The following is a 21,176-nucleotide window of genomic DNA, read 5'->3' on the forward strand; positions in this document are numbered from 1 at the left end:
AAGGATTTATTGAAGGGATAAAGTGCGGGCCTGATCGTGTCAGGCCCGCAGTACGCTTAGCGAATGATGTTCAGCGTGACGTCGATGTTGTTGCGGGTAGCATTTGAGTAAGGACACACGATGTGCGCCGCATCAACCAGCTTCTGCGCTTCAGCTTCATCCATCTCTGGCAGATGAATGTTCAGGGTCGCTTCAATACCAAAGCCATCAGGGATAGGGCCGATACCCACTTCACCTTCGATCCAGGCGTCTTTTGGCATGGTGATTTTGTCACGGCCCGCCACAAACTTCATTGCGCCCAGGAAGCAGGCAGAATAACCCGCAGCAAACAACTGCTCAGGGTTAGTCACTTCGCCGCCTGCACCGCCCATCTCTTTTGGCACGCCCAGTTTCACGTCCAGTACACCGTCAGAAGAGGTTGCACGACCATCACGACCACCGGTTGCTTTGGCTTTGGCGCGGTAAACTACTTGTTCTAAAGACATGACATTTCTCCGTTACGCTATTTAATCGCCCGCTACTTATTTAACCGTAATCAGGCGGTGAGGTTCAACGGGTGCAGCGCACCCGTCAGCAATGTTTATCGGGATTGATTCAGGTTATCCCGTAACCCATCCAGCTGTAATTTCAGCGCCAGCAGGGCGTCATCATCACAGGCGGTGGCACACTTCACCGCTTCAGGAATCGCTTCAGCCTTAATGCGCAGTGCGCGGCCAGCCTCGGTCAGCGTTACCGCAACCTGTCGTTCATCCTGACGGGTGCGCTGCCGGTTAATCAGACCTGCGCTTTCCAGCCGCTTCAGCAGTGGCGTTAATGTGGCGGAGTCCAGAAAAAGCTGCTCCCCAATCTCGGACACCGTAACATCATCTTTCTGCCACAACACCAGCATCACCAGATATTGCGGATAGGTAATGTCGAGCTGGCTCAGCATTTTACGATAGACTTTATTCATCGCCAGGTTGGCGGAATAAAGCGCAAAGCAGAGTTGCTGATCGACCAACAGTGGCATCGGTTTCACTTTTTTGTCATCTTGATCACAGTTCATAAGAAACAATATAGATAGCGCGCTAGATAATTGCAAGCAAACTTTTTGTCAGGGGGGAAAGGCATGCAGGATTCACTGGAAGAACAGGCGCGTCGCTTCGCCACCGAGGCACATGCCAGTGCCGGTCAGCGCCGCAAATATACCGATGAGCCTTATATTGTTCATCCGGCCGCGGTGGTGGAACTGGTGCGCAGCGTCAGCCATGACGATGCGTTGTTAGCGGCAGCCTGGCTGCACGATACCGTGGAAGATACCGCAACCACACAGAGCGATATCGAAGCCCACTTTGGTACGCGCGTGGCAAGCCTGGTTGAGATGCTGACCAACAGCGCGCCCGCTGCGGCAAAAAATCGGACGGCCCGTAAACTGGCGCACTTCCGCCATACAGCCAGCGCCAGTCCAGAGGCACAAACCATCAAACTGGCTGACATCATTGATAACACCCGCGCGATTGTGCGGTTTGATCCCGACTTTGCGCGGGTCTACCTGGTTGAAAAGCAGATACAGATTGAGTTGCTGAAGCAGGGAGATGTGCAGTTATGGCAGCAGGCTTCAATGATTATTGAAAGCGGGCTCGCACAGTTGCGGGAGCCGCCCTATAGCGTGCCGGAGAGCTGGTTTGCCAGACAGGCGGCTAAATATAGCGAATTGCGCTAATAAAAAACCCGCCAGCGGCGGGTTCTTTTCGTGATACCGGTTTATTCAAGCAACTGCCGTCCCAGATAGGGATTGGCATGTAATAACTTCATCAATTTCTGCGCCGTCGCGGAAGGACGGGTACGCCGGGCTTCCCAGCTTTTCACGGAAGAAACGCTCACGCCCATTACTTTTGCAAACTCATCAACCTGCATGCCGGTCATTTCACGCAGACGCTGCGGCTCTGGCTGGGCGGGTTGCTGACGCTGAATAAGTAACTCGGCGGCGCGATCATCACGTGTCAAAACAATCTGCTCAAGGCTGCTGAGCAATTCAAACATCGGGTCTTTTAATTCCATAGAGAACTCCTTAAAAACTCGCTATGAAGCACGTGAAAGTAGAGAGGTACGAGCCTGAACTCAGGACTCTGAAACCGGGCCTGTTCAGGCTGGATCCCGCAAGGGTTTGTTTTTGTTATGAGAAAAACCATTACGGGACACAGCCTGCGGTGCACTGCTTAAAAGGTGTCAGAACAATGCAACAAATGCCGGGAGACTAAGTATGGATAGAGACCTGACTATTTGCCGCGCAATTTATAATTATTTTTTTAACTATTGTTAGCCGGAAAAGTTCCAGCGCCTCTAACCTGCTGAGGCAGTTGATTTTTGTGCTGACATGGCGGGCAAAAAAATCAAATGATGTTTGCGATTTATGTGGATGCCATCAAGCTTTTGGCTGGCATATTCTCATTTCTGTGAGCACTACACCTGTTCAGGTAGTGATTGCAAAATATACGCCAATGGTTTACTTCATGAACACTTATATTCACAGTTCTGATTAATTTAAGAATAGTCCTGGTTGGGGCCTGAGGCCTGGCGCGCGGCGGCTCACAGTGCAGAGCGGGTAAATCTTTTATTCTTAACGGCGCTCTGTTGCCAGATTAATCAACAGTCATCTTAACGAAACGGCTGATGCCTCATGCCGGTGCAGTTACCCGGCAACCCTCGACCTGATGCGCGGTAAAAGTGCAGCCCCGTGATGTCGCGCTGACGACGGGCAAAACCCATACCTGACCTCTGTAAGGAGAAGCGATGCGAGAAACAGATTTTAACGTCGGATACCCTTCTCATCGTGTACCGATGATGGGTCGTAATGCTGTCGCAACCTCTCAACCGCTGGCGGCGCAGGCGGGTTTACGGATGCTGCAACAGGGTGGTAACGCCGTGGATGCAGCTATCGCCACCGCCATCGCCTTAACCGTGCTGGAGCCAACCGGAAACGGCATCGGCAGCGATGCGTTTGCCATTGTCTGGGATGGCAGCGAGCTGCATGGGTTAAACGCCTCAGGCCGATCGCCAGCCGCGTGGCATCCCGAACGCTTTGCCGATTTTAGTGCGATGCCTGAAACCGGCTGGGAGTCAGTCACCGTGCCAGGGGCCGTCTCGGCATGGGTCACACTGGCACAGCGCTTTGGTACCTTACCGCTGACCACCCTGGCACAACCGGCAATTGACTATGCGCGCGACGGCTTTCCGGTATCACCGCTGATTGGTCAGCTGTGGCAGCGCGGCTATGACAAGCTGCGGGATCAACCTGGCTTTAGCGATTGCTTTGCGCCGCAGGGTCGTCCGCCGCGTGCTGGCGAGCTGTTCCGCAACCCGGCTCAGGCCCGCACCTTGCAGGAAATCGCTGAGACTCAGGGCGAAAGCTTTTATCGCGGCGCACTGGCGCAAAAGATGGCAGCCTTCGCCCGTGAGCATGGCGCGGCCCTGACGCTGGAGGATTTGAAAAACCATCGTGCCGACTGGGTTACCCTGCTGTCGCGTCCGTTTGCCGGAGGATCGGTGCAGGAGCTGCCGCCGAATGGTCAGGGCATTGCGACCTTAATTGCACTTGGCATTCTGGAAGAGTGGGAAATCAACTGCTATGCACCGGATTCGCCGCAGTGGCTGCATCTCTCCATCGAGGCAATGAAACTGGCGCTGGTTGATCTGGACCGTTATGTCACCGATGAAGATCATCTCGAATTTCCGGCGGAACACCTGCTCAGCAACGACTATATCCGCCAGCGGGCAGCGTTAATTGATCCTGACAAGGCGGGAGATTTCCGCTTTGGATCACCGCAGCAGAGCGGCACAGTGTATGTCGCCGCCGGTGATGCCAGCGGCATGATGGTCTCATTCATTCAGTCTAACTACATGGGATTTGGCTCCGGCGTGGTGGTACCCGATACCGGCATCAGCCTGCAGAACCGGGGCGCGGGCTTTTCACTCGATCCAGACCATCCCAACGTCGTGGCGGGCGGTAAGCGGCCGTTTCATACTATTATCCCGGCTTTTGCGCGGGATCAGCAGGGCCAGCCGCTGATGGCATTTGGCGTGATGGGCGGCCCGATGCAGGCGCAGGGACATGTCCAGCTGGCGCTGCGGATTATGCTGCACCGGCAGAATCCGCAGGCCGCCATCGATGCGCCGCGCTGGCGCGTGGTGCAGGGCCGCGAGGTGGTGTTTGAATCCACACTCGATCGCAATACGCTGAGCACACTACGCCGCATGGGCCACAACGTGGTACTGGAAGATCCTCTGAGCAATTACAACTTTGGTGGCGCGCAGGCGATAGTGCGCGACCCGCAGGGCTTCTACATTGCGGCCAGTGAGAGTCGCAAAGATGGTCAGGCGGTGGTGTTTTAAGGTCGCAGAAGTGAGCGTCAGGCTGCTCAGCCCCTCCTTCATCTCTGCGCGCTGAAGCCTGTAATGAAAGGGAACGCAGCACGCCCTGAGGCGCTGGCGGCTCCTTTCTGTAACCGGCGTTTCAGAAAGCATCTGTTTCACAGGTGGTTTCACGTTGTGCCGTGGCTCGGGTTTGTTCTATTCTTTAGGCCATTCCTACCTGGACATCTGACAGTATCACCGACAGGAGTTGACCCTATGGCTTCAGGACTTACACGCCTTATGGCACGCGGCGGCATTATGCTCGCTGGCGCGCTGATCGTGCTGCAACTCACCGCATGCGGTGATAAAGAAGGCGAGCAGCGCAAAGCATTTATCGATTTTCTCCAGAACACTGTGATGCGCAGCGGCGAGCATCTGCCCAGCCTCAGCGAAAACCAGAAGCAGAGCTTTGGCAACTTCGCCAGCGATTACGCCATCATGTATGGCTTCTCGCAGCAGGCGAACAAAGCGGTTGAACAGGGTATGCGTCCGGTGGTGGATGAGCTTTCTGCTATTCGCGTTCCGCAGGATTATCTCAGCCGTCGTGATTCCCTGCGTCAGGCGACCAGCGCACTGGTGATCGTCACCCAGCAGATTGAAAGCGCCAAAATGCAGGCGGATAGCAGCAAAGCGGCCCTGAAGCAGCCGGATGACCTGAAAAAAGTCTACGACACCGCCTATAACAAAGTGGTGACGGTGCCTGCCAATCAGCTGATTCCTCTGCTGCCAAAACTCCAGGCGCTGAGCCAGGGTGCAGTGCAGACCGGCGATTTCCTGCAAACGCAGGGAACCCGTGTCAGCTTCAATGATGGCGGCGTGCAGTTCCCGACTCAGGATCAGGCTTCGCAATATAACGCGCTGATGAGCACTTTATCCGCCAATTCGCAGGCGCTTCCTCAGGCACAGGCTGCCGTCCAGGGTGGTCTGCAGTAAACCCGCTTAACGGGCAGGCGCTAATCGTCTGCCCGTCACACTTCCTTTTCTCCTCCCACCCAATCGCCCACTGAATGAAGTGTGATCTGGCGCATTTTCGACCAAAAATAGTTTGTGATCTAAGTCACAGATATATAACAAATCAACGTCAGACAAGTGTGATTCACCTCACAGATAACCGGCCACCCCGTCTAAAAATCAGCCAAAAGAGCCTGAGCCACGCTTTAAAGTGTGATCAAAATCACGCTATTCACCCCTGCCACCACCCCAAATCAGTGATGTAGATCACACTTACCCCGCACGCTACGCAGCGTCAAATTCGCGTGATAGAGTCCGCGTGCATACAGTAATACCACCGGCTTTGAGTCGGGGTGGCTAAACAAAAACAAGCGCGCTCTCCTATTGCAGCGCGTCTCAATAAGGGGTGGGTTTATGTCCTCATCAGTGAAGGTCAAAGTACAAAGCTTTGGTCGCTTTCTGAGTAATATGGTGATGCCAAACATCGGGGCGTTTATCGCCTGGGGTATCATCACCGCACTGTTTATTCCAACTGGCTGGATCCCTAACGAAACGCTGGCCAAACTGGTTGGCCCGATGATCACCTACCTGCTGCCACTGCTGATCGGTTTCACCGGTGGGCGTCTGGTGGGCGGCGATCGCGGCGGCGTGGTCGGTGCCATTACCACCATGGGTGTGATTGTCGGTGCTGATATGCCGATGTTCCTCGGCGCGATGATTGCCGGTCCGCTGGGCGGCTGGGCAATCAAGTCGTTTGACCGGGCGATTGATGGCAAAATCAAAAGCGGCTTCGAGATGCTGGTCAACAACTTCTCGGCCGGTATTATCGGGATGATACTGGCACTGCTGGCGTTCCTGGCGATCGGTCCGCTGGTAGAAGGTCTGTCACACATTCTCGCCGCGGGCGTGAATCTGATGGTGCAGAACAACCTGCTGCCACTGACCTCGATCTTCGTCGAACCCGCGAAAATCCTGTTCCTGAACAACGCCATTAACCACGGTATCTTCTCGCCGCTCGGTATCCAGCAGGCGAGCGAAGCCGGCAAGTCGATCTTCTTCCTGATCGAAGCCAACCCGGGTCCGGGTATGGGCGTGCTGATGGCCTATATGTTCTTTGGTCGTGGCAGTGCTAAACAGTCTGCGGGCGGTGCGGCAATCATCCACTTCCTTGGCGGCATCCATGAGATCTACTTCCCGTATGTGCTGATGGCTCCTCGCCTGCTGCTGGCGGTTATCCTTGGCGGTATGACCGGCGTCTTCACGCTGACGGTGCTGAACGGTGGCCTGGTCTCTCCTGCCTCACCGGGTTCAATCCTTGCGGTGCTGGCAATGACGCCAAAAGGTGCCTACTTCGCGAACATCGCCGCTATCGCTGCGGCCTTCGCCGTCTCCTTCGTAGTGTCCGCTATCCTGCTGAAAACCAGCAAAGTCAAAGAAGATGACGATATCGAGGCCGCGACCCAGCGCATGCATGAGATGAAAGCGCAGTCTAAAGGCCAGAGCGGCGCGGGTGCCCCAGTCGCCAGCGATGCCATGAGCGTTGAACTGCATCACGTACGTAAAATCATCGTCGCCTGTGATGCCGGTATGGGTTCGAGCGCGATGGGTGCAGGTGTACTGCGTAAGAAAGTGCAGGACGCCGGGCTGAGCAATGTATCGGTGACCAATACCGCGATCAATGCCCTGCCGGGTGATGTCGATCTGGTGATTACCCACCGTGACCTGACTGAGCGCGCCATCCGCCAGGCTCCGCATGCGCAGCATATCTCGCTGAACAACTTCCTCGACAGCGCGCTCTACAGCACCCTGACCGAGCGTCTGGTGGCGGCTAACCGCAGCGACGTGCATCGTGAAACGGTAAACACCGCGCTCTCTGACAGCTACGATGAAGGCAACGCACACCTGTTTAAACTGGGTGCGGATAACGTCTTCCTCGGCCTGACCGCCAGTAACAAAGAGCAGGCGATTCGCTTTGCCGGTGAGCAGCTGGTGAAAGGCGGTTACGTCGAGCCTGAATATGTTGAAGCGATGCTGGCGCGTGAAAAACTGACGCCGACCTACCTCGGTGAGTCGATTGCGGTGCCACACGGCACGGTCGAAGCGAAAGATCGCGTGCTGAAAACTGGCGTAGTGTTCTGTCAGTATCCGGCTGGCGTCCTGTTCGGCGAAGAACCGGACGATGTCGCGCGCCTGGTGATTGGTATTGCTGCCCGTAACAACGAGCACATCCAGGTGATTACCAGCCTGACCAATGCGCTGGATGATGACAGCGTGATTGAGAAGCTGGCGAACACCACCAGCGTGCAGGAAGTGCTGGATCTGCTGTCAGGTAAGCCAGCAGTCGCATAATTCAGAGCAATTATTTTCCCTGGGGCGGTCATGCCCGTCCCGATTTCCTGGGGCGGGTTTGCCCGCCCCATCGTCATTTGATATGGGTCAAAAATTATGAAAGCGTTACATTTCGGAGCAGGAAACATTGGTCGCGGCTTTATCGGCAAATTACTGGCTGATGCAGGTATCGAACTGGTTTTTGCTGATGTGAATCAGACGGTGCTGGATGCACTGAACGCGCGTCATGAGTATCCCGTTCATGTGGTTGGCGAGCAGGCCAAAGTGGAAACCGTCAGAGGCGTCAGTGCGGTCAACAGCACCAGCAATGAGATCATCACCCTGGTCTCTGAAGTCGATCTGGTCACTACCGCCGTGGGTCCGCAGATTCTGGAGCGTATTGCCGGCAGTGTGGCTAAAGGTCTGGCAAAACGCAGCGACGACGGTAACACCCGTCCGTTAAATATCATTGCCTGCGAGAACATGGTGCGCGGCACCAGCCAGCTGAAACAGCACGTGCTGAAGGCACTGCCGGAGCAGTATCACGCCTGGCTGGAGCAGCATGTCGGCTTTGTGGATTCCGCTGTCGATCGCATCGTGCCCCCTTCTGAAGCAGGCAGCACCGATCCACTGGAAGTGACCGTTGAGACGTTCAGCGAGTGGATCGTCGATAAAACCCAGTTTAAAGGCGACCTGCCGACCATTCCAGGTATGGAGCTGACCGATAATCTGATGGCCTTTGTGGAGCGTAAACTTTTCACCCTGAACACCGGTCACGCCATTACCGCCTACCTCGGCCAGCTGGCCGGTCATCAGACCATTCGTGACGCCATCCTCGATGAAAAAATCCGGGCCGTGGTGAAAGGCGCAATGGAAGAGAGTGGCGCAGTGCTGATTAAGCGTTACGGTTTTGATGCGGAGAAACATGCGGCCTACATCCGCAAGATTCTGGGCCGTTTTGAAAATCCGTATCTGAAAGATGATGTTGAGCGCGTAGGCCGTCAGCCGCTGCGTAAACTCAGCGCGGGCGATCGCCTGATCAAGCCGACGCTGGGTACGCTGGAATATAGTTTACCGCACGCCAGCCTGGTGCAGGGGATTGCCGCCGCGATGCACTATCGCAGCGATCAGGACCCACAGGCGCAGGAGCTGGCCGCGCTGCTGGCAGAAAAAGGCCCACAGGCGACGCTGGCTGAGATTTCAGGACTGGATGCCAACAGCGAAGTCGTGGCTTCTGTGGTGAGCGCCTGGCACGCTATGGCATAATGCGCGCGTGTTAGTGACGCAAGCCGGGCGCAGTTCGCCTGCGCCCAACGGCGGTATAGAACCCATGCAGGCAATAATGGAAGAGAAGCAGGCTTTTGAGAACCGGGTGCTTGAGCGCCTGAACGCCGGTCGTTCGGTGAGAAGCTTTCTGATCGCCGCCGTTGAGCTATTGGCTGAAGCTGTCAATCTGCTGGTGCTGCAGGTGTTCCGCAAAGATGACTATGCGGTGAAATATGCCGTAGAGCCGCTGCTGCTGGGCAATGGTCCTCTGGGCGAACTCTCGGTTCGCCTGAAGCTGATTTACGGACTTGGCGTGATCAGTCGCCACGAATATGAAGATGGTGAACTGCTGCTGGCACTGCGCGAAGAGCTGAATCATGACCACGGCGATTATCGTTTTACCGACGATGAGATCCTCGGCCCGTTTGGTGAACTGCACTGCGTCACCGCCTGGCCACCCGCGCCGGTGTTTCACACCGAAGATGCCGAGCTGCGCAGCATGCAGCAGCAGCGCTATCTGCAGATGGTGCGATCCACCATGGTCCTGTCGCTCACCGAGCTGATCGCCCGCATCAGTATGAAGCAGGCGTTTAAAAAGTCCGGCAGCTGATCCTGTCAGGCGCCATCACGGCGCCTTTTTTCGTCTCAACCTGAGCGGGAAACTGCACCGGATTTGGTGTATCCTTGGCCTGTTTTCCTCAACGAGTTGTTGTCATGAAAGAGCAAGAAAAGAACGAAATCAAACTTCTCAGCGATAAGCTGGACGCATTGAACCGCAAAGAGCCACAGTTACTCGAATCGGGTGATGTCGAGAAACTGGGCGCGTTGCTGAAAGAGAAAGAAGCGCTGGTCATTGAGATTGAGCGTCTGCGCGGTCAGCGAGTTGAAAAACTCAGTGTTGAAGCGCAGAAGCTGCAAAAAATGGGCTTCAGCCGCGAAATTACCAAGAAAGAGCAGGCAAATCTGGGCGCGCTGAAGAAAAGCGTGCGCGGCCTGGTGGTGGTGCATCCAATGACCGCGCTGGGACGTGAGATGGGTCTGACAGCGATGACCGGCTTCGCTAAAACCGCATTCTGACGGCGTCGATCAGGCAGCAGCCTGATCGACATCGGCTTTGCGTTCGCCGGCGGCGGCATACACCTGCTCCGCCAGCGCATCCAGCAGTTCATAGCGGCGGCGATACTCTGCCCGCTTCTTACTGGCGATCTCCTCCAGCGTTTTACGTGGCAGGCTCAGCGGCAGTACAAACATCCCATCTTTGCGCGCTTCACCGCTCAGCGACAGCCAGAATTCACTGTAGCTGGCAAAGAACTTATCTCCTTTGCTGTGACGATAACGCAGGCTGCGGAATACATGGGTATCATCGCCCACCGCCTGAATACTTTCCACGCCACACTGCTTCGCAACAATAAACACCGCTTCCATTAACAGGCGTTTCGGGAAGAGACCGTGAGCCGCTTTAGTTGCCTCACGGATCATCTCATTATTAATATGTTTACGCGGTCCCTGTAATCCACCAATTAACAGAGTGCGCTGGTTATTCTCGTTAAGAATAGAAAATGAGAGCGACGCAATAATTTCGTCGTTATAACGCAATACCAGCGTTACTTCACCTTCCCGATCGAAATAACCGGAACTGCAGGAGAGGATAAAAGCCTCACCATTTTTACCAGTCAGCGTAGCCAGTGGATTATCCGTAGCACTCTGCAGCAGCTGACGCAGAATGGGATTTTCCAGATTGTTCATCAGGCTGTAATGATCGAGTATCGCCTGCGCACGGGCAGCAATGCTCATGCCTGAACGCAGATAAGGCCGGTGCAGCTTGGCTGGCAGCAATCCCTGCGTGCTCATCAGCAAGGGAAGTTGTGGTAAATGCGACAACTCATTCAGATAACGCAGCGTCGTCAGCGGCGATATTAACGTTCTTAACACAAATTTCAGGCGAAAACGTTTACTTCTCCAGAGTTTATCCGGAACGTATTTCCCACTAATTAACTGAAAAAAAAGTGAAGCAGAGGAATCGGTCGTATTTTCGTGAGTAGTTATAATAGACATAGTCAGCGACACACATTGAGTTAAGCAGGAATGTCACTGAAAATAACATAGCCAATATCAACGGCAGGTTAATGCCCCATAACATTAAAACTGATACCTCATTATCCCTGGTTCAATCTGGCAGTGCACAAAATAGAGATAAAAAAAACCGGCGAAATAAATTTTACCGGTTTATCTTCATTGCGTTTACTTTTGGTTAACTTATTTAGCAGAAGCGAAGCGGGCTGCCGCTTCGTCCCAGTTAACCACGTTCCAGAACGCTTTGATGTAGTCAGGACGTTTGTTCTGATACTTCAGGTAGTAAGCGTGTTCCCACACATCCAGACCGATGATCGGGAAGCCAGAAACGCCGGCAACCGCTTCACCCATCAGCGGGTTGTCCTGGTTTGCGGTAGAAACCACAGCCAGTTTGTCGCCTTTCTTAACCAGCCATGCCCAGCCAGAACCGAAACGGGTCGCAGCGGCTTTCTCGAACTCTTCCTGGAATTTTTCCACGCTACCGAAATCTTTCTCGATAGCCGCTTTCAGGTCGCCCTGCAGCGTGGTGCCGGTTTTCAGGCCTTTCCAGAACAGGCTGTGGTTAGCGTGACCGCCTGCGTTGTTACGCAGTGGGCCTTTTTTGTCTGCTGGCAGCTGATCCAGTTTGGTGATCAGCTCTTCTACCGGCAGATTAGCAAATTCAGTGCCTTCCAGCGCCGCGTTCGCGTTGTTAACGTAGGCCTGGTGGTGTTTGGTGTGATGGATCTCCATCGTCTGCTTGTCGAAATGCGGTTCCAGTGCGTCGTATGCGTAAGGCAGGGATGGCAGTGAATAACTCATGTTCTTCCTCTCCATTTAGTTTGAGCAGCACGACGAATTCGGGACGTGCCGCGTAAGCAGTCGAATCATTATAGTTAAATTCATGTAGCGTAAAAGGGTAATCAATGCCCTATTAACCATAAGGATTTGCGAAACCCGGTATTAGCAACCCGTTGTTTTTTCAGTGTGCTGTTGCTGACTCTGCCTTTTCTGCCCTCTCCGGCAAGGCGCGCGGTGTGCTGAGACCAGGCCACCAGCCAGTTCAGCTCCCGCCCGCACGCCGCGTCTGCCCTGCCCTCCGCGTTACTGACCCAGCTCGCGCAGCGAGTTGTCGAGTGCGCCAACCAGCCAGTCGATGTCGCTTTCCTGGAAAGCCAATGGCGGACGCAGTTTCAGTACATTCCCATACGGGCCGGCGACGGAAGTCAGCACACGATGTTCACGCAGCTTCTCGATCAGGTTCAGCGCCAGGGTTTTGTCCGGCGTTTTGCTGTGACGATCGGTGACCAGTTCAAAGCCGATAAACAGCCCGGCACCGCGTACATCGCCCACGCACTCATAGCGATCCATCAGGGTTCGCAGCTCAGCCAGCAGCTTCGCACCGACCACGCGGCTGTGTTCCTGTAATCCCTCTTCAGTGATCACTTTCAGAACCGCCTGCGCCGCCGCCATCGCCACCGGATTGCCACCAAAGGTATTGAAGTAGGGAATTGAGTCGCTGAAGGCGGCCAGCACGTCGCTTTTTGCCAGCAGCCCGGAAACCGGAATGCCATTGCCCATTGGCTTGCCGGTGGTAATCACATCAGGCACAACATCGTGGCGGCCAAAGCCCCAGAACGCGTCGCCGGTACGGCCAAAGCCAGGCTGGACTTCATCAGCAATAAAGATACCGCCGTTGGCATGCACCACATCGACCGCTTTTTTCAGGAAGCCACGTGGATTGGGCAGAACCCCGTCTGACGAGAAGATCGAGTCCGCCAGGAAACCAGCGAATTTAATGCCGTGCGCCGCCATATCATCAATCTGCTGCTGAATCTGATCAGCGAACCAGTCGCCCAGGTCCGGCGCATCCACACGATAAGCATCCGGCGGCATTACCAGCCGCGTGGTCGGCGCCAGCGGCTGTCCACTGCCCAGCGCCGGAGAAGCGCCGGAGGTCAGTTCACTGGTGCCGTGATAGGCCTCTTTACTGACAATAATCCCGGTACCGCCGCTGAAAGCGCGCGCCACGCGGATCGCCAGGTCATTGGCTTCCGAGCCGGTGCACATGTACATCGCGCGATCGATCGCCGCTGGCGTGGTGGCCAGCAGCGCTTCGCTGTAATCCAGAATAGTTTCGTGCAGGTAACGGGTGTGAGTGTTCAGCATTTTCATCTGCTGCGTCACCGCCTCAATCACGGCCGGATGGCAATGGCCTATGCTCGCTACGTTGTTGTAGACGTCGAGATATTTATCGCCCGCCGCGTCCCACAGATATTGCCCTTCACCCCGCACCAGATGAACCGGTTTGCGATAGAACAGGCGATAGGATTCGCCAAGCACTTTGCTGCGTTTATCGGTCAGTTTGCGCGTCTCGCTGTCGAGCGCATCGGCATGTTCGGCGCGGAAACTGTTGGTATCCATAATGGTGGAACGCGTGGCCATAATGACTCCCGTGACAAGGATGAAGGAGGAAGAGCTGACCCCTGTATCATGCCTGCCTGAATCTAAAATGCAACTAAATACACAAATACAATAAAATACACATGACGCAGGCCGATCCCCGCGCTAAGCTTGCCTCTGATTCAGACGGAATCTTTCGCTTCTGTGGCGTATCATCCGTGCTCTTCGCGCTTTATAAGGAAACCTCTATGCTGCAGGAAACGCGCCTTCATCGCATCCGTGCCTTACTGACCCGGCTTAATCAGGTCAGTACCGAGCGCATTATCAGGGAGCTGGGGGTGTCTCGCGAAACCGCGCGCCGCGATATCATTGAGCTGGAAGCGCTGGGTCTGGCGCGCCGTGTTCATGGCGGATTAGTGGCGATTGAAACGGCGGCTGAACCGCCGTTAACAGAACGCCGCAGCACCCAGACCCGCGAGAAGCGCGCCATCGCCCGTGCCGCTGCGCAGTTGCTGCAGCCCGGACAGACGCTGTTTCTGGATGCGGGCAGCACCACCACGCTGCTGGCAGAGGAGCTGCACGGCCTTTCCGGCCTGACGATAGTAACCAACAGCCTGCAGGCCGCGCTGGCGCTGAGCGCCGGAGAAGAAGATCAGCCGCTGAATAATCAGATCATTTTGCTGGGCGGGACGATGTCGGCGGGTGCGCAACAGACGCGCGGCGAAATCACCGTGGGCGAGATCATCCGCTATCGCGCTGATGTGGCACTGCTGTCGCCGGTCGGCATTGAAGCGGGTTGCGGTGCCAGCAGTTTTCACCTGCATGAAGCGGCTATTGCCAGAGCGATGGTGCAGCAATCCGCTGCCTGCTATCTGCTGGCCGATCACACTAAACTCGGCGTGGTCAGCCGCACGGTTTATGCTCCGCCGCAGACAATCTCTCTGCTGATTACCGACAGCGGCGGCGACAACAGTGCCGCCCTTGAGGCGTTGCAGCAGACGCTGCCAGAGGTGATAGTGGTTTAACGCAGTCGCTGAGGATGGCTGTAGACCGTGGCGCGCCCTGGTTTACTGAACCCGACCAGCGTCAGATTGCAACGCTCAGCCACTTCAACCGCCAGACGGGTCGCGGCTGAAACCGCAAAGAGGATCTCGACGCCGCACATCGCGGACTTCTGCACCATTTCATAGCTGGCGCGGCTGGAGACCAGCACCGCGCCCGGTCCCCATTCTGACTGGCTGCGATACCCCAGCAGCTTATCCAGCGCCACATGGCGACCCACATCTTCACAGCCACCGGCCAGCTGGCCATCGGGCTGGATCCACGCGGCCGCATGGGTGCAGCCGGTTTTCTGTCCGACCGGCTGATAATCTTTCAGCTGACCCAGCGCCCGATCCAGCTGGTCCAGCGCGAAGGTCTGGGTAAACGGCAGCGGAGAGAGCGGCTTGCCAATCTGGTCCAGCTGTTCAACGCCACACACACCACATCCGGTCCGGCCCGCCAGCGCGCGACGCTGCTCTTTCAGTGCCATAAAACGACGGCTGGACAGCTCGATCTGAACCTCAATGCCATGACAGCCCGGCACGATGTCCATGCCGAAAATGTCGCCGGGCGCATCGATAATGCCTTCTGACAGCGAAAAACCCAGCGCAAACGCCTCCAGATCTTTGGGCGTGGTCATCATCACCACGTGCGAGATGCCGTTAAAGACCAGCGCCACCGGAACTTCGTCCGCCAGCCAGTCATCCTGTGCATCGGTCAGGTCTTTACGCTGCCACACCTGCGTCCTGCTGACGCCGGCCTGAATTGTTAAATCTTCGCCTGAGTCAGGCTGGATAGCTTTCAAAAAGTATGACCTGTTGTTAATAAATTATGTAATTCAGTGCCCGGGTCGGCAAAGCACTGACGCGCTCTGATTCTGCCCCTTAGCCCCTGGCAGCGCAAATAAACAGCGGGGCAATTCATGCGGTTTTCTCCCCCGAAAGGCGTAGCCACGCCTGTTGGCGGGCACAATACGAATGGTTCTTTTTTACGAGTTAACATCGGTAAGCATAAAACAACAGTAATTATCTGCGCTGTCTGAAAATCTGCTTGCAGCGCAAATCCACCGCCGAGGGTATTTAACAAAATTTAGAAAAAGAATTACTAATGACTAACCTGTTGACCCTGGTCAACTTACAGGCAAATAGGGCTGCTATTTTGCAAGGCTTCGCAATGGAGCCAATAAAGAAGAACGATAAAATGCAAATTAACAGACGGAGTTTTTTCAAAATCTGTGCTGGCGGGTTGGCGGGCACCAGCGCGGCGTTACTCGGCTTTGCCCCCACCACAGCGTTAGCCAGCGTCAGAGAATTCAAACTCATTCGCGCCAGAGAAACACGCAATAACTGCACCTACTGTTCAGTCGGCTGCGGCATGCTGATTTACAGTCTGGGAGATGGCGCTAAAAATGCCAGCGCCTCGATTTACCATATTGAAGGCGATCCTGACCATCCGGTCAGCCGCGGCTCGCTCTGCCCAAAAGGCGCAGGCGTGCTCGACTTCATTCACAGCGAACAGCGCCTGAAGTATCCGGAATACCGTGCGCCAGGTTCCAGTAAATGGCAGCGCATCAGCTGGGAACAGGCCTTTAAGCGTATTGCCCGCCTGATGAAGCAGGATCGCGATGCTAATTTCCAGGCCATCAACGCGGCTGGCGTGACGGTAAACCGCTGGCCGACCACCTCAATGCTCTGCTCTTCTGCCGCCAGTAATGAAACCGGCCTGCTCGATCAGAAGTTTGCCCGCGCGCTGGGTATTCTGGCGCTGGAAAACCAGGCACGCCTGTGTCACGGCCCGACCGTGGCCGCCCTGGCCCCAAGCTTTGGTCGCGGTGCAATGACCAACAACTGGAATGACATCAAAAACGCCAACGTGGTGATGATCATGGGTGGCAACCCCGCCGAGGCGCATCCGGTTGGCTTTAAATGGGTGATTGAAGCCAAAACCCATAACAATGCGCAGGTTATCGTGGTCGATCCGCGCTTTAACCGCTCTGCGGCGGTCGCCGATCTCTACGCGCCGCTGCGTGCGGGCAGTGATGTGGTGTTCCTGATGGGGGTGATCAACTATCTGCTGCAACACAATCTGATTCAGCAGGAGTATGTTCGCGCCTTCACTAATGCTGCCCTGATTGTCAGCGAAGGCTTCAGCTTCAGCGACGGTTTGTTCAGCGGCTACGATGCTGAAACCCGTCAGTACGATCGCCAGAGCTGGCACTATGAGATGGATGAAAACGGGCATGCGCGACGCGATGACAGCTTTGCTCATCCACGTTGCGTGCTCAACCTGCTGAAAACCCACGCCAGCCGTTACACCCCGGAAATGGTAACGCGCCTGTGCGGCACCTCGCAGGAATCCTTTATTGCGGTGTGCGAGCAGCTCGCTTCCACCTGTGTGCCCAATCGCACCGCAACCATTCTTTATGCGCTGGGCTGGACCCATCACACCAACGGTTCGCAGATTATCCGCACGGCAGCCATGATCCAGCTGTTGCTGGGCAACATCGGTATGCCGGGTGGCGGTATCAATGCGCTGCGCGGTCACTCCAACGTACAGGGCTATACCGACCTCGGACTGCTGGCGCAGAGCCTGCCGGGTTATCTGCCGTTGCCGTCCGAGAAGGTGACTACGCTGGCGAACTACCTGCAGCAGGCCACGCCGGTTGCGGCGCTGCCGGACCAGGTCAACTACTGGCAGAACACCGACAAGTTTTTTGTCAGCCTGATGAAGAGTTTCTATGGTGATAACGCCACGGCGGAGAACCAGTGGGGCTACGACTGGCTGCCGAAGTGGGACAAGGCCTACGACTGCATGGCGCAGGCGGAGATGATGGAGCAGGGTGCGCTGAACGGCTGCCTGATCCAGGGCTTCAACCTGCTGGCCGCCTTCCCGGACAAAAACAAAGCGGTGCGGGCACTTTCCCGCCTCAAATATATGGTGGTGATCGATCCACTGCGTACCGAAACCGCCAGCTTCTGGCAGCATCACGACGAGTTCAACGACGTCGATCCGTCGACCATCCAGACCGAAGTGTTCCGTCTGCCCTCTTCCTGCTTCGCCGAAGAGTCGGGTTCGGTAGCGAACTCGTCACGCTGGCTCCAGTGGCACTGGGCGGCTGCCGAGCCACCAGCGGAAGCGCTGCACGACGGTAAAATACTCGGCAATCTGTTTATGCGTCTGCGCGCGCTCTATCGGCTGGAAGGCGGTGCAACCCCTGAGCCGCTGATGGCGATGCGCTGGGACTACCGCGATCCGTACAATCCTGAGCCTGAAGAAGTGGCGCAGGAGAACAACGGTCAGGCGCTGGCCGACATTTACGATGCCAGCGGCAAGCTGCTGCTGAAAAAAGGCCAGCAGCTCAACGGCTTCTCTGAGCTGCGTAACGACGGCACCACCGCCAGCGCCTGCTGGATCTACAGCGGCAGCTGGACGCCGGAAGGCAATCAGATGGCACGACGCGACAACGCCGATCCTTCAGGACTGGGCGCGGTCTCAGGCTGGGCCTGGGCGTGGCCCGCTAACCGCCGCATTCTCTATAACCGCGCCTCCGCTGATGCGCAGGGGAAAGCCTGGGATCCACAGCGCCGCCTGATTGAGTGGGATGGCGCACGCTGGCACGGCATCGACGTACCGGATTATCCGGTAACGCTATCGCCGCAGAAACAGGCCGGTCCGTTTATCATGCAGCCCGATGGCCTCGGTCACCTGTTTGCGCTCGATAAAATGGCCGACGGCCCGTTCCCGGAACACTACGAACCGATGGAAAGCCCGCTCGCCGACAATCCCCTGCATCCGCAGCAGCGTCACAGCCCGGTGGTCCGTCTGTTCAGCAGCGACGCCGCGCAACTGGGCGAGGCCGCCGACTATCCCTGCGTCGCCACTACCTATTCCATCACCGAACTGTTCCGCCACTGGACCAAACATGCCCTGCTGAATGCAATCGCGCAGCCGGAGCAGTTTGTCGAGATCGGCACCGAGCTGGCTGAGGAGAAAGGCATTCAGGCCGGAGACACCGTTAAGGTCACATCACGTCGCGGCTATATCAAAGCCAAAGCGGTGGTGACGCGTCGTCTGCAGCGTCTGATGATTGACGGCAAGCCGGTTGATACCGTGGGCATTCCCTGCCACTGGGGCTTTGAAGGCACCACGCGTAAAGGCTTCCTCGCCAATACGCTGACGCCTTCGGTTGGCGATGCCAACTCGCAGACCCCGGAGTACAAGGGATTTTTAGTGAAAGTGGAAAAAGCGTAACGGTAGATGACAATGGCTTATCAATCACAAGATATTATCCGTCGCTCTGCGACCAATGGTTTTACCCCGCCGCCGCAGGCGCGCGATCACCAGCGCGAAGTGGCGAAGCTTATCGACGTCACCACCTGTATCGGCTGCAAAGGCTGCCAGGTCGCCTGTTCCGAGTGGAACGACATCCGCGATGAAGTCGGCCACAACATCGGGGTCTATGACAATCCTACCGATCTGACCGCCAAATCCTGGACGGTGATGCGCTTTTCGGAAGTGGAAGAGAACGGCAAGCTGGCCTGGCTGATTCGCAAAGATGGCTGTATGCACTGCGCCGATCCCGGCTGCCTGAAAGCCTGTCCGTCGGCAGGTGCCATCATCCAGTACGCCAACGGCATCGTCGATTTTCAGTCGGAGCAGTGCATCGGCTGCGGCTACTGCATCGCGGGCTGCCCATTCAATGTGCCACGGCTGAATAAAGAAGATAACCGCGCCTACAAATGCACGCTGTGCGTGGATCGCGTCAGCGTTGGTCAGGAACCCGCCTGTGTGAAGACCTGTCCGACCGGAGCCATTCATTTCGGCAGCAAAAGCGACATGCTGACGCTGGCGGAGGAACGCGTGGCGGAGCTGAAGTCACGCGGGTTTGCGCAGGCTGGCCTCTACAACCCGGAAGGCGTGGGCGGCACTCACGTGATGTATGTGCTGCATCATGCTGACAGGCCTCAGCTCTATCACGGGCTGCCTGCTAATCCGGGCATCAGCCCGACCGTGACCTTCTGGAAGGGGATCTGGAAACCGCTGGCGGCGGTAGGTTTTGCCGCGACGTTCGCCGCCTCAATCTTCCATTATGTTGGCGTTGGCCCGAATCGCGTCACTGAAGAGCACGACGACAACGACGATCAGCCTGAGGAGCGCAAATAATGAAAAAGCCCGATCATCTGGTGCGTTATCGCGCACCTGAACGCATCAATCACTGGATTGTCGCGATTTGCTTTGTCATGGCCGCGTTAAGCGGGTTAGGGTTTTTCTTTCCCTCTTTTAACTGGCTGATGCAGATATTTGGCACGCCACAACTGGCGCGTATTCTGCATCCTTTTGTCGGCGTGGTGATGTTTGCCGCTTTTATGCTGATGTTTTTGCGTTACTGGAAACACAACCTGATCAATCGCGATGACCTTTACTGGGCCAGAAATATCCACCGGATTGCGATGAATGAGGAGGTGGGAGATACCGGTAAATATAACTTTGGTCAGAAGTGTGTGTTCTGGGCTGCTATCATCAGCTTAGTATTGCTGCTTGCCAGTGGCATTGTCATCTGGCGACCTTACTTTGCTGATGCCTTTGCCATTCCGCTGATTCGTCTGGCGCTGATTGTGCATTCGGTGTCAGCGGTGGCGCTGATTATCGTCATTATGGTGCATATTTATGCTGCATTGTGGGTCAAAGGCACGCTGACCGCGATGGTGGAAGGCTGGGTCAGCTCTGAATGGGCCAGACAGCATCATCCTCGCTGGTATCGTGAGCAGCGTAATCCGCCAATAAAACAGGAAAAACGCCCCTGATGAGTATTCGCATAATCCCGCAGGACCAGCTGGAGAAAGGCGAAAAGACAACGGCGGAGATGATTCCGCCGTTACTTTTTCCACGGCTGAAAAATTTATACAGCCGCCGTGCTGCGCGACTGCGCGACCTGGCGGCGAAAAATCCACTCGGCGATTATCTGCGCTTTGCGGCGGTGATCGCTGAAGCGCAGGAGATTGTGCTGTACGACCATCCCCTGCATATTGACCTGCATGCCCGACTGACGCAGAGTGCCAGCGAGGGCAAGCCGCCACTGAACATCCACACCCTGCCACGCGATCCGCACTGGCAACGGCTGCTGCACTCGCTGATTGCCGAACTGAAGCCGGAGATGAGCGGGCAGGCGCTGGCGGTGCTGGAGAATCTGGAGAAGGCCTCTGCCACCGAGCTGGAGACGCTGGCCAGCGCGCTGTTTACCGGCGAATATGCGCTGGTCAGCAGCGATAAAGCGCCCTTTATCTGGGCGGCGCTTTCGCTCTACTGGGCGCAGATGGCGGCCCTGATACCAGGCAAAGCACGCGCTGAGATGGGCGATCAGCGTCAGTTCTGTCCGGTCTGCGCCAGTATGCCGGTCGCCAGCGTGGTACACATGGGCAGTCATGAAGGCGCGCGCTATCTGCACTGCAATCTGTGCGAAAGTGAATGGCATGTGGTACGCAGCAAATGTACCCAGTGCGAACAGTCCCGTGATCTGCACTACTGGTCGCTCGACAGCGAAAAGGCGGCGGTCAAGGCGGAGAGCTGTGGCGACTGCGGCACCTACCTGAAGATGCTCTATCAGGAGAAAGATCCGGCGATTGAACCGGTGGCCGATGACCTGGCGTCGCTGATACTGGATGCCAAAATGGAGCAGGAAGGCTTCGCGCGCAGCAGTCTCAATCCCTTTATGTTTCCTGGCGAATAGTCACTGAATCCGGAGA

At 56.1% G+C, this 21,176-nt stretch carries 19 protein-coding genes; 12 read left to right on the forward strand and 7 right to left on the reverse strand.

The features are described 5' to 3' along the window. Positions 1-56 precede the first annotated feature (56 nt). Together ACN1CO_RS20975 and ACN1CO_RS20980 are read right to left on the reverse strand one after the other, a co-directional pair. A complete protein-coding gene (locus tag ACN1CO_RS20975; RefSeq protein WP_010257431.1) occupies positions 57-485 on the reverse strand; it encodes an organic hydroperoxide resistance protein in 429 nt (142 codons plus the stop codon). Positions 486-580: 95 nt separating this feature from the next. After that, on the reverse strand, positions 581-1,045 hold the full coding sequence (locus ACN1CO_RS20980; protein ID WP_419140538.1) for a MarR family winged helix-turn-helix transcriptional regulator: 465 nt from the start codon (positions 1,043-1,045) through the stop codon (positions 581-583). Between the two features lie 63 nt (positions 1,046-1,108). Between ACN1CO_RS20980 and ACN1CO_RS20985 the strand changes: the two genes are divergently transcribed. Beyond that, a complete protein-coding gene (locus ACN1CO_RS20985; protein WP_419140539.1) occupies positions 1,109-1,702 on the forward strand; it encodes an HD domain-containing protein in 594 nt (197 codons plus the stop codon). 41 nt (positions 1,703-1,743) lie between these two features. On the opposite strand, the gene ACN1CO_RS20990 is transcribed toward ACN1CO_RS20985, so the two are convergent. Beyond that, the gene (locus ACN1CO_RS20990) at positions 1,744-2,040 is read right to left on the reverse strand and encodes an HTH-type transcriptional regulator (protein ID WP_010257438.1); all 297 of its coding nucleotides are present in this window, start codon (positions 2,038-2,040) and stop codon (positions 1,744-1,746) included. A 732-nt stretch (positions 2,041-2,772) separates the two neighbouring features. Here ACN1CO_RS20990 and ACN1CO_RS20995 point away from each other — a divergent pair. From ACN1CO_RS20995 to ACN1CO_RS21020, 6 genes are all read left to right on the forward strand, one after another. Next, positions 2,773-4,371: a gamma-glutamyltransferase family protein gene (locus ACN1CO_RS20995; RefSeq protein WP_419140540.1), complete on the forward strand. Its 1,599-nt coding sequence runs from the start codon at positions 2,773-2,775 to the stop codon at positions 4,369-4,371. A gap of 237 nt (positions 4,372-4,608) precedes the next feature. Beyond that, complete coding sequence (locus ACN1CO_RS21000) at positions 4,609-5,325, forward strand: DUF3053 domain-containing protein (protein ID WP_419140541.1); 717 nt, start codon at positions 4,609-4,611, stop codon at positions 5,323-5,325. A 432-nt stretch (positions 5,326-5,757) separates the two neighbouring features. Then, positions 5,758-7,692 carry a PTS mannitol transporter subunit IICBA gene (locus ACN1CO_RS21005; RefSeq protein WP_419140542.1) on the forward strand — a complete coding sequence of 645 codons (1,935 nt, stop codon included), beginning with the start codon at positions 5,758-5,760 and terminating at the stop codon, positions 7,690-7,692. Positions 7,693-7,788: 96 nt separating this feature from the next. Then, a complete protein-coding gene (mtlD, locus tag ACN1CO_RS21010) occupies positions 7,789-8,937 on the forward strand; it encodes a mannitol-1-phosphate 5-dehydrogenase (protein ID WP_419140543.1) in 1,149 nt (382 codons plus the stop codon). Positions 8,938-9,001: 64 nt separating this feature from the next. Beyond that, positions 9,002-9,547: a mannitol operon repressor MtlR gene (mtlR, locus tag ACN1CO_RS21015; protein ID WP_139229487.1), complete on the forward strand. Its 546-nt coding sequence runs from the start codon at positions 9,002-9,004 to the stop codon at positions 9,545-9,547. 104 nt (positions 9,548-9,651) lie between these two features. Next, a complete protein-coding gene (locus ACN1CO_RS21020; protein WP_090966498.1) occupies positions 9,652-10,014 on the forward strand; it encodes a YibL family ribosome-associated protein in 363 nt (120 codons plus the stop codon). A gap of 9 nt (positions 10,015-10,023) precedes the next feature. Here ACN1CO_RS21020 and ACN1CO_RS21025 read toward each other — a convergent pair whose 3' ends face one another. The 3 genes from ACN1CO_RS21025 to ACN1CO_RS21035 form a co-directional block, all read right to left on the reverse strand. Continuing rightward, positions 10,024-10,992, reverse strand: a complete 969-nt coding sequence (locus ACN1CO_RS21025) for a VirK/YbjX family protein (RefSeq protein WP_419140544.1) — start codon at positions 10,990-10,992, stop codon at positions 10,024-10,026. Between the two features lie 201 nt (positions 10,993-11,193). Continuing rightward, positions 11,194-11,811, reverse strand: a complete 618-nt coding sequence (gene sodA / locus ACN1CO_RS21030) for a superoxide dismutase [Mn] (protein WP_419140545.1) — start codon at positions 11,809-11,811, stop codon at positions 11,194-11,196. Positions 11,812-12,093: 282 nt separating this feature from the next. Then, positions 12,094-13,434: an aspartate aminotransferase family protein gene (locus tag ACN1CO_RS21035; RefSeq protein WP_283546636.1), complete on the reverse strand. Its 1,341-nt coding sequence runs from the start codon at positions 13,432-13,434 to the stop codon at positions 12,094-12,096. A gap of 206 nt (positions 13,435-13,640) precedes the next feature. On the opposite strand from ACN1CO_RS21035, the gene ACN1CO_RS21040 reads away from it, so the two are divergent. Further along, the gene (locus ACN1CO_RS21040) at positions 13,641-14,417 is read left to right on the forward strand and encodes a DeoR/GlpR family DNA-binding transcription regulator (protein WP_419140546.1); all 777 of its coding nucleotides are present in this window, start codon (positions 13,641-13,643) and stop codon (positions 14,415-14,417) included. Here the strand turns inward: ACN1CO_RS21040 and fdhD are convergent. Further along, positions 14,414-15,238 (reverse strand): formate dehydrogenase accessory sulfurtransferase FdhD, encoded by an 825-nt coding sequence (gene fdhD / locus ACN1CO_RS21045; RefSeq protein WP_419140547.1) that lies wholly within the window; start codon positions 15,236-15,238, stop codon positions 14,414-14,416. The genes ACN1CO_RS21040 and fdhD overlap by 4 nt on opposite strands. A 395-nt stretch (positions 15,239-15,633) precedes the next feature. Here fdhD and fdnG point away from each other — a divergent pair, with 395 nt between their 5' ends. The 4 genes from fdnG to fdhE are packed head-to-tail and all read left to right on the forward strand — an operon-like array spanning position 15,634 to position 21,160. Further along, positions 15,634-18,684: a formate dehydrogenase-N subunit alpha gene (gene fdnG / locus ACN1CO_RS21050; protein ID WP_419140548.1), complete on the forward strand. Its 3,051-nt coding sequence runs from the start codon at positions 15,634-15,636 to the stop codon at positions 18,682-18,684. A 12-nt stretch (positions 18,685-18,696) separates the two neighbouring features. Continuing rightward, on the forward strand, positions 18,697-19,596 hold the full coding sequence (fdxH, locus tag ACN1CO_RS21055) for a formate dehydrogenase subunit beta (RefSeq protein ID WP_419140549.1): 900 nt from the start codon (positions 18,697-18,699) through the stop codon (positions 19,594-19,596). Continuing rightward, positions 19,596-20,237, forward strand: coding sequence for a formate dehydrogenase cytochrome b556 subunit (gene fdoI, locus ACN1CO_RS21060; protein ID WP_315314256.1), 642 nt, complete (start codon positions 19,596-19,598; stop codon positions 20,235-20,237). Before fdxH ends, fdoI begins: the two co-directional genes overlap by 1 nt. After that, on the forward strand, positions 20,237-21,160 hold the full coding sequence (fdhE, locus tag ACN1CO_RS21065) for a formate dehydrogenase accessory protein FdhE (protein ID WP_136198684.1): 924 nt from the start codon (positions 20,237-20,239) through the stop codon (positions 21,158-21,160). The genes fdoI and fdhE overlap by 1 nt, the downstream gene beginning before the upstream one ends. Positions 21,161-21,176 lie beyond the last annotated feature (16 nt).

Source organism: Pantoea sp. R13S299, from assembly GCF_048515925.1.
Taxonomy (GTDB): Bacteria; Pseudomonadota; Gammaproteobacteria; order Enterobacterales; family Enterobacteriaceae; genus Pantoea.